The organism is Rhodoferax sp. (genome assembly GCF_014859475.1).
Taxonomy (GTDB): Bacteria; Pseudomonadota; Gammaproteobacteria; order Burkholderiales; family Burkholderiaceae_C; genus Rhodoferax.
The window spans coordinates 19,161-28,353 of the sequence record NZ_JACUUE010000017.1; the positions used below are offsets into that span (position 1 = coordinate 19,161).

Below are 9,193 nucleotides of genomic sequence, written 5' to 3' on the forward strand. Positions count from 1 at the left end.
TTGGGAAGATTCTACCGTTTGGCGCTGTTGTCAAGTCGGCGGCGGCAGAATCGCATTGGTGCCTTGGTCAACGGCCTGGCGCAGGGCTTTGCCGGGTTTGAAGTGGGGCACTTTTTTTTCAGGAATGGCGACACTTTTACCGCTGCGCGGGTTGCGTCCCATGCGTGGCGAGCGGTAGTTGACGGAAAAACTGCCGAAGCCACGGATTTCAATGCGATGGCCGCGTGCCAGGGCGTCGTTCATGGCTTCCAGAATCGCCTTGACCGCAAACTCGGCATCGCGCTGGGTGATCTGGTCAAATCGTGCTGCAAGTTCTTCAACGAGGTCGGAGCGGGTCATAAACCAATACCTTTGCGGGACAGCCCTTTGGCGCTGTCCCCAACTGACTAACAAGAAAAAAACGACCGGTACGCAGGGCAACCGGTCGTCAGTTCATTTCAGCAATAACGGCTTAGTTATTGTTGTCGAGCTTGGCGCGCAGCAAAGCGCCCAGGCTGGTAGTGCCGGCGTTTTCGCGGGCTGATTGCTGGCTGAGCGAGGTCATGGCTTCGTTCTGGTCAGCAGCGTCCTTGGCCTTGATCGACAACTGGATGTTGCGGGTCTTGCGATCCACATTGACCACCACAGCGGTGACTTCGTCCCCAACTTTCAGCACGTTGCGGGCATCTTCGACGCGGTCGCGGGAGATTTCCGAAGCGCGCAGATAGCCGATGATGTCTTCGCCTAATTCGATCTCGGCACCCTTGGCGTCCACCGTCTTGACCTTGCCGGTGACCACGGAACCCTTGTCATTGATTGACGAGAAGGTGGTGAACGGGTCGGAGTCGAGTTGTTTGATGCCCAGCGAGATGCGTTCGCGGTCCACGTCCACGGCCAGCACCAGCGCTTCCACTTCCTGGCCCTTTTTGTACTCGCGCACAGCGGCTTCGCCGGGCTCGTTCCAGGACAGGTCAGACAGGTGCACCAAGCCGTCGATACCGGCAGCCAAGCCAACGAACACGCCGAAGTCGGTGATCGACTTGATGGGGCCCTTGACGCGGTCGCCGCGCTTGGTGTTTTGCGCAAATTCCTGCCACGGGTTGGCCTTGCATTGCTTCATGCCCAGGCTGATGCGGCGCTTGTCTTCGTCGATGTCGAGCACCATGACTTCAACTTCGTCGCTCAGGGAAACGATCTTGCTCGGCGCCACGTTCTTGTTGGTCCAGTCCATCTCGGAGACGTGCACCAGGCCTTCAATACCGGGTTCGAGTTCCACAAATGCGCCGTAGTCAGCGATGTTGGTGATCTTGCCGAACATGCGCGTGCCTTGCGGATAGCGGCGGTTCACGCCCATCCACGGGTCATCACCCAATTGCTTCAGACCCAGCGAGACACGGTTTTTCTCGGTATCGAACTTGAGGATCTTGGCCGTGATTTCCTGGCCGGCGGTCACCACTTCAGACGGGTGACGGACACGGCGCCAGGCCATGTCGGTGATGTGCAGCAGACCGTCGATGCCACCCAGATCGACAAAAGCGCCGTATTCGGTGATGTTTTTCACCACGCCCTGGACGATGGCACCTTCGCGCAGCGTTTCCATCAGCTTGGCACGCTCTTCGCCCATGCTGGCTTCGACCACGGCGCGGCGGCTCAGCACCACGTTGTTGCGCTTGCGGTCAAGCTTGATGACCTTGAACTCCATCGTCTTGTTTTCGTACGGTGACAGGTCTTTGGTGGGACGGGTGTCAACCAGCGAGCCGGGCAGGAAGGCGCGAATGCCGTTAACCAACACGGTCAAACCACCCTTGACCTTGCCGCTGGTGGTGCCAGTGACAAATTCGCCGGATTCGAGGGCCTTTTCCAGGCTCATCCAGGAGGCCAGACGCTTGGCGGTGTCGCGCGACAAAATGGTGTCGCCGTAGCCGTTTTCGATCGAGCCAATGGCCACTGATACGAAATCGCCGACTTGCACCTCGGTTTCTCCCTGGTCATTTTTGAATTCTTCCAGCGGCACGTAGGCTTCGGACTTGAGGCCGGCGTTCACCACCACAAAGCTGTGCTCGATACGTACCACTTCGGCAGTGATCACTTCGCCCGTGCGCATTTCCGTGCGTTTCAGGGACTCTTCAAACAGGTCGGCAAAAGATTCAGACATTTTCAATGCGGTTACGAAAACCGCGGGGTTAAGTTTTTGAACCTCATCCGTAGTGCGCCAATGCAGCGCGATAAGACGAATGAGGAGCGGTGCATTGGTTTGGGTTTTTCAGACCCTGGCCTTTGCGGTTTCAGCCCTTGCGAATGCTCAGAAGGGCTGCCTGCCTTGCCACCACGCCAATACCAGTTGAACCGATTCTTCAATCGGTAACGTGGAATTGTCGAGCAACTTGGCGTCCAGGGCTGGCTTGAGAGGGGCAACGCTACGGGATGAGTCCCGTGCATCGCGCTCTTCCAGGTCAGCGCGAAGAGCGTGGAGTGTAATTGAATTCCCGTTTGAAATCAACTGTTTAAACCGCCTTTGCGCACGTTGCTCAGCGCTGGCGGTCAAAAACACCTTGAGCGGCGCGCGCGGGAAGATCACGGTGCCCATGTCGCGGCCATCGGCGACCAGACCGGGCAGGCGGCGAAAACTGTGCTGTAACGCCACCAAAGCCGCGCGCACCTTGGGCAAGGCCGACACCCTGGAGGCATTCATGCCGACTTCTTCGGTGCGGATGGCCTCAGAAACGTCAGCACCGTCGAGCAGCACTTGCTCGCTTTTGAATTCAATGCGCAGGCCTGGGGCCAGACTGGCAATCGCCACTTCACCCGAGGCATCCAGTGGCAGCCCCGCCTGGGTGGCCGCCAGCGCGGTGATGCGGTAGAGCGCGCCCGAGTCGAGCAGGTGGTAGCCCAACTGGCTGGCCAATTGTGCCGCCAGCGTGCCCTTGCCCGATGCGGTGGGGCCGTCGATGCAAATGACGGGGATTTGCGCCGGGTCAGCCTGCACGAGTGAAAACAGCGCTTCGAAATAGTCCGGAAAAGTCTTGGCGACACATTTTGGGTCGTTGATGCGCACCGGCAAGCCTGCGGGGTTGAAGGCGGCCAGGGCAAAGCACATGGCCACGCGGTGGTCGTCATAGGTGTGGATGCTGGCTGCCTGCCATTGCGCGGGGCTGGCAGGCGGTGTGACCTGGATGAAATCAGCACCTTCCACCACCGTCGCGCCGAGTTTGCGCAGTTCGCACGCCATGGCGGCAATGCGGTCGGTTTCCTTGACGCGCCAACTGGCAATGTTGCGCAGGCTGGTGGTGCCTTGCGCATAAAGCGCCATCACGGCCAGCGTCATGGCGGCGTCGGGGATGTGGTTGCAATCGAGATCAATGGCTTTGAGCGGCCAGGCACCACGCGAGACGTCGAGCCAGTTGGGGCCACTTACCACATTGGCGCCCATCATGCGGGCGGCTTCAACGAAGCGGATGTCGCCCTGGATCGAATCGGCGCCCAGGCCTTCGATGCGAATGCCGCCCTGGCCAGCAGCGCAGGGTGCAATGGCGCCCAGGGCGATGAAATAACTGGCCGAAGAGGCATCAGCTTCGACATACAGGGTGCCCGGAGTCTGGTACTCGCTGCCCGCGGGAATGGTAAAGCGCTGCCAGCCGTCGCGGCGCACCCGAATGCCAAAGCGCGCCAGCAGGTTCAGGGTAATTTCAATGTAGGGCCGCGAGATCAGCTCGCCCACGACGTCGATCACCACGTCTTTCCTGGCCACCAGCGGCAAGGCCATCAGCAGGGCGGTCAGGAACTGGCTTGACACATCGCCGCGCACTTTGATAGGTGCATCGAGCTTGAGAGCGGGCTGGCCAATGTGCAGCGGCGGGTAGCCGTGCTGGCCGGTGTAGTCGATTTGGCAGCCCAGTTGGCGCAGCGCATCGACCAGGTCACCAATCGGGCGCTCGTGCATGCGCGCCACGCCGCTCAAGCCATAGCTGCCGCCCATTAGCGCCAGCGCAGCGGTGAGCGGGCGGATGGCGGTGCCGGCGTTGCCCATGAACAGATCGGCCTGGGTGTGTTTGGGCTGGCCGCCCAGGCCGTCGATGACCACGGTGTGGCCGCTTTGGCTGATCTCGCAGCCCAGGGTGCGCAAGGCCGCCAGCATGACGCGGGTGTCGTCGGAGTCCAGCACCTCATGGATCGTGGTTCGGCCCCGGCTGAGCGCGGCCAGCAGCAGCACCCGGTTCGAGATGCTTTTGGAGCCTGGCAAGGTGATGGTGCCGCCGGCCGATTGCAGCGGTGGCAGATCGATGAAGACGGTATTCAGCATGCTTGCTTGTGTTGCTTGAGGTGCCACTGGCTGCGCGCGGTACTGGCTTGCTCGATCAGGGCTTGCAGCGCCGCGCCATCACCTTGCGCCATCAGTGCTTCAAAAGCTTGCAACTGCGCCTGAAAGTGCTGACTTTGGGCCAGCAACTCCTGGCGGTTGGCCAGCAGGATGTCGCGCCAGACCTTGGGGTCGCTGGCGGCAATGCGGGTGAAGTCGCGAAAGCCCGGGCCGGCCAGCGCCAAAAATTCTTGCCCCCGGGCTTGTCCGGTCACGGCGTTCATCATGGCAAAGGCCAGCAGGTGCGGCAAGTGGCTGACCGCGGCAAAAGCCGCATCATGGGACTCTGGCGACATCTGCACCACCCTCGCACCCAGCGCCTGCCAGACTTCCATGGCCTGCTGGAGCTGGCGGCTGTGCGTCTGCGCGGTGGGCGTCAGAATGGTTTGGCAGCCTTGGTACAGCCGGGCATCGGCGTGCTCCACGCCGGCCATTTCCTTGCCGGCAATCGGGTGGGCAGCCACAAAGGAGCCGATTTGCTCACCCAGTGCGCGCTGCGCCGCCGCCAGCACGTCGCCCTTGGTGGAGCCCACGTCCATGACCAGCATTTGTGGCGTGAGCGCTGGCTGGATGGCTTGCAAGCTGGCTTCGGTAGCCGCGACCGGCACGGCCAGCAACACAATGTCGGCATCGCTGGCCGCCTGCAATGCCGAGGGCGCAGCCGCGTCGATGACACCGCGTTGCAGGGCTTTTTGCATGGTGCTGCTGGATGGGCTGAAACCGACCACGCGTTGCACCAGTCCTGCCTCTTTGAGCGCTAGCGCAAACGAGCCGCCCATCAGGCCGCAGCCGATCAATCCGAGTTGCTCAAACATGCCAGGTCGTCCGTTTCACCAAACTCGACACATGAAATGGCGTCTTTTTCCGCCACGCGTCGTTGTTCGTCGTTGTCATGGCAATTGCTATGACGCCTCCTCTGGCCTGGCCTGACGAAAAAATCCATCAATTTCATTTTGTGCCTTGTTTGATAAAACGGACTACTAATCAGAGACCGGATAGGTGCCCAACACTTTGTAAAACGCGCACAAGCTGCGCAGTTCTTCCAGTGCGGCCGCCACGTGGGGCTGGCTGGGGTGACCCTGCAGGTCGATGTAAAAATAGTATTCCCATTGGCCTGAGCGCGCGGGTCGTGACTCGAAGCGGGTCATGGACACGCCGTGTTTTTTGAGTGGCACCAGCAGGTCATGCACCGCGCCTGGACGATTCGTCACCGAGACGATCAGGCTGACACAGTCGTTGCCTGTGGCCAGCGGCGCTGCCAGCGTTTGCGGCAGGCAAATGATGGCAAAGCGGGTACGGTTGAAGGCGTCGTCCTGGATCGCGTAGGAGGCGATGTGCAGGCCAAATTCACTGCCGGCGCGTTCGCTGGCGATGGCAGCCCAGGCCGGGTTGGTGGCGGCCAGGCGGGCCCCTTCCGAATTGCTGGCGGCGGCTCGGCGCTCGGCATTGGGCAGATGGGTGGTGAGCCAGTCCTGGCACTGCGCGAGGGCCTGCGGGTGGGCGTAAACCGCCTCGATGTTGTGCAGCGAGGGCTCCAGGCGCAACAGGTTGTGGCGCACCAGAAAGCTGGTTTCACCGATGATGTGCAGCGGCGAGTTGAGCAGCAAATCAAGAGAGCGCGAGATCACACCTTCCGACGAGTTCTCAATGGGCACCACGCCAAACTCGGCGCTGCCTGCGGCGGTGGCGCGAAACACCTCGTCGATGCTGACGCACAGCACGCGCGACATGCTGCCGCCAAAAAACTGAATCGCCGCCTGCTCGCTGAAGGTGCCCGCCGGCCCCAGGTAGGCCACGCGCTGTGGCGCTTCGAGTGCACGGCAGGCCGACATGATTTCGCGCCAGATCAGGCCCAGGCTCTGGTCTTTGAGAGGGCCCTGGTTGTGCGACTGCAGGTTGGCAATCACCTGTGTCTCGCGGTCGGGACGAAACACGGCTGAGCCGTCAAGGCGTTTGATCTCGCCCACCTCGTGGGCCAGGGCGGCACGCTGGTTCAGCAGGGACAGCAACTCAAGATCGAGGGCATCGATCTGGGTGCGCAATTCGGGGAGGGTTCTTGCCATGGGCTTTAGCCGCGCCGGGCCTCGAAGTCGCGCATGTAGTTCACCAGCGCCTGCACGCCTTCGAGCGGCATGGCGTTGTAAATGCTGGCGCGCATACCGCCCACCGATTTGTGGCCCTTGAGTTGCAGCAGGCCGCGCTCGCGGGCGCCAGCCAGAAAGGCCTCGTTGAGCGTCTCATTGCGCAGGTAAAACGGCACATTCATGCGCGAACGGCAATCTTTGGCGACCCGGTTGAGGTACAGGCTGGAGCTGTCTATGGCGTCGTAAAGCAACTTGGCCTTGGCGATGTTGCGCGCTTCTGCTGCCGCGATGCCACCTTGGGCCTTGAGCCATTTGAAGACCAGTCCGGCGATGTAGATCGAATAGGTGGGTGGCGTGTTGAACATTGAATCGTTGTCGGCCACGGTGCGGTAATTGAACGCGCTGGGGCAAATTGGCAGCGCGCGCTCTAACAGGTCGTCGCGCACCACCACCAGCGTCAAACCCGCCGGTCCGAGGTTTTTTTGGGCACCGCCAAAGGCCAGGCCGACGCGCGACCAGTCGATCGGACGAGAGGCAACGTGCGATGAAAAATCAACCACCAGCGGCGCCTCGCAGCCCAGTGCTTTCAGGTCAGGCAACGTGTGGTACTCAACGCCGTTGATGGTCTCATTGCTGCAGAGGTGCACGTAGGCCGGTTTGTCACTGAGTTGCCAGCTGGCAGGATCGGCCAGCGTGGTGTGGCCGTTGCTTTTGGTATTGGCCGCTTCATGCGCAGTGCAGTATTTGCGCGCCTCGCCCAAGGACTTTTGGCTCCAGCTGCCGGTCACCACAAAGTCGGCCGTCTGCCCTTTTGAGAGATTCAGCGGCACGATGGCGTTTTCAGCCAGGCCGCCGCCTTGCATGAAGAGCAGCTTGAAGTGCTCTGGCACTGCCAGCAACTCACGCAGATCGGCCTGGGCCTGCGCGTAAATTTCGCCGAATTCTTTACCGCGGTGGCTCATTTCCATCACGCCCATGCCACTGCCATGCCAGTCCAGCATCTCGGCTGCGGCCTGGGCCAGCACCGCGTCGGGCATGACGGCGGGACCGGCGGAAAAGTTAAACGGGCGCATCGCTGTCGTCGTCAACGGCATCTTCGCTGGGCGGGTTGGCATCGTTCTCAACAATGCGTTGCAGGCCGCTCAATTGCGAGCCATCGTCCAGGCCGATCAGCGTCACGCCCTGGGTGGCGCGACCGAGTTCGCGAATCTCGGAAACCCGGGTGCGCACCAACACACCCTTGTCGGTGATCAGCATGATTTCGTCGTCGGCGTGCACCAGGGTGGCTGCCACCACCTTGCCGTTGCGCTCGGACTGCTGAATGGCGATCATGCCCTTGGTGCCACGGCCATGGCGGGTGTATTCGGCAATGCTGGTGCGTTTGCCATAACCGTTCTGGGTGGCGGTGAGCACACTCTGCGTTTCGTCTTCGGCCACCAGCATGGCGATCACTGCTTGGCCTTCTTCCAGGCTCATGCCGCGCACGCCACGCGACTGGCGGCCGTGGGCGGTGACCTCTTCTTCGTTGAAGCGCACCGCCTTGCCGCCGTCACTGAACAGCATCACATCGTGTTGACCGTCGGTGATCTCGGCGCCAATCAAATAATCACCCTCGTCCAGATTCACGGCAATGATGCCGGCCTTGCGCGGGTTTGAAAAATCGTCCAGCGGGGTCTTCTTGACGGTGCCCATGCTGGTGGCCATGAAGACGTATTGATCCGCCGGGAAAGTACGTTTTTCGCCGGTGAGCGGCAACACCACGGTGATTTTTTCGCCCTCTTGCAACGGGAACATGTTGACGATGGGCCTGCCACGCGAACCGCGCGAGCCTTGCGGAACCTCCCACACTTTGAGCCAGTACATGCGGCCGCGGTTGGAGAAGCACAGGATGTAGTCGTGCGTGTTGGCAATGAAGAGCTGATCCACCCAGTCGTCTTCTTTGGTGGCCGTGGCCTGCTTGCCGCGGCCGCCGCGTTTTTGCGCCCGGTATTCACTCAGTGGCTGGCTTTTGATGTAGCCGCTGTGGCTCAGCGTGACCACCATGTCGGTCGGGGTGATCAGGTCTTCGGTCGAAAGGTCGAAGGACGAGTACTCAACCTGGCTGCGGCGTGCGCCCACTTTGGTCATGCCGAATTCGGTCTTGATGGCAGTGAGCTCGTCGCTGATGATGACCGACACCCGCTCAGGTTTTGCCAGAATGTCGAGCAAGTCGTCAATCTCGGCCATCACCTCTTTGTATTCCGCAACGATCTTGTCCTGCTCCAGGCCGGTCAGGCGTTGCAGGCGCATTTGCAAAATCTCTTGCGCCTGCGTTTCAGACAAACGGTACAGGCCGTCAGCGCCCATGCCGAATTCGCGTTCGAGCCGGTCAGGGCGGTAATCGTCGGCGTTGACCACGCCGCCATCGGCGCGCGTGCGGGTGAGCATTTCGCGCACCAGCTTGCTGTCCCAGGGGCGGCTCATCAGCTCGACCTTGGCCACTGGCGGCGTTGGCGATTCGCGGATGATGCGGATGAAGTCGTCAATGTTGGCCAGCGCCACGGCCAGACCTTCGAGCACATGGCCGCGCTCGCGCGCCTTGCGCAGGTTGAACACGGTACGCCGGGTCACCACCTCACGGCGGTGCTCCAAAAAGACCTCGATCAGATCCTTCAGATTGCACAGCTTGGGCTGGCCATTGATCAGCGCCACCATGTTCATGCCGAAGGTGTCCTGCAACTGGGTCTGCTTGTACAGGTTGTTGAGCACCACCTCGGGCACTTCGCCGCGCTTG

General features: G+C 61.2%; 7 protein-coding genes. All 7 read right to left on the reverse strand.

Annotated elements, in window-relative coordinates:
• Window positions 1-30 precede the first annotated feature (30 nt).
• On the reverse strand, window positions 31-339 hold the full coding sequence (locus IBX54_RS03030; RefSeq protein ID WP_296541183.1) for an integration host factor subunit beta: 309 nt from the start codon (window positions 337-339) through the stop codon (window positions 31-33).
• 112 nt (window positions 340-451) lie between these two features.
• Complete coding sequence (gene rpsA / locus IBX54_RS03035) at window positions 452-2,134, reverse strand: 30S ribosomal protein S1 (RefSeq protein WP_296541184.1); 1,683 nt, start codon at window positions 2,132-2,134, stop codon at window positions 452-454.
• A 147-nt stretch (window positions 2,135-2,281) separates the two neighbouring features.
• Entirely contained in the window at window positions 2,282-4,279 is a 1,998-nt protein-coding gene (locus IBX54_RS03040; protein WP_296541185.1) for a bifunctional 3-phosphoshikimate 1-carboxyvinyltransferase/cytidylate kinase, read from the reverse strand.
• Window positions 4,273-5,151 (reverse strand): prephenate dehydrogenase/arogenate dehydrogenase family protein, encoded by an 879-nt coding sequence (locus tag IBX54_RS03045; RefSeq protein WP_296541186.1) that lies wholly within the window; start codon window positions 5,149-5,151, stop codon window positions 4,273-4,275. Before IBX54_RS03045 ends, IBX54_RS03040 begins: the two co-directional genes overlap by 7 nt.
• A 165-nt stretch (window positions 5,152-5,316) precedes the next feature.
• Window positions 5,317-6,399, reverse strand: a complete 1,083-nt coding sequence (gene pheA, locus IBX54_RS03050) for a prephenate dehydratase (RefSeq protein WP_296541187.1) — start codon at window positions 6,397-6,399, stop codon at window positions 5,317-5,319.
• Between the two features lie 5 nt (window positions 6,400-6,404).
• Window positions 6,405-7,493: a 3-phosphoserine/phosphohydroxythreonine transaminase gene (gene serC, locus IBX54_RS03055; RefSeq protein ID WP_296541188.1), complete on the reverse strand. Its 1,089-nt coding sequence runs from the start codon at window positions 7,491-7,493 to the stop codon at window positions 6,405-6,407.
• Window positions 7,480-9,193, reverse strand: a 1,714-nt coding sequence (locus tag IBX54_RS03060; RefSeq protein WP_296541189.1) for a DNA gyrase C-terminal beta-propeller domain-containing protein, incomplete at its 5' end; no start/stop codon positions are given. The genes IBX54_RS03060 and serC, both read right to left, overlap by 14 nt.

Coding starts and splice junctions, on each gene's coding strand:
- IBX54_RS03030 (WP_296541183.1), bottom strand. CDS start 339: ATGACCCGCTCCGACCTCGTTGAAGAACTTGCAGCACGATTTGACCAG.
- rpsA (WP_296541184.1), bottom strand. CDS start 2,134: ATGTCTGAATCTTTTGCCGACCTGTTTGAAGAGTCCCTGAAACGCACG.
- IBX54_RS03040 (WP_296541185.1), bottom strand. CDS start 4,279: ATGCTGAATACCGTCTTCATCGATCTGCCACCGCTGCAATCGGCCGGC.
- IBX54_RS03045 (WP_296541186.1), bottom strand. CDS start 5,151: ATGTTTGAGCAACTCGGATTGATCGGCTGCGGCCTGATGGGCGGCTCG.
- pheA (WP_296541187.1), bottom strand. CDS start 6,399: ATGGCAAGAACCCTCCCCGAATTGCGCACCCAGATCGATGCCCTCGAT.
- serC (WP_296541188.1), bottom strand. CDS start 7,493: ATGCGCCCGTTTAACTTTTCCGCCGGTCCCGCCGTCATGCCCGACGCG.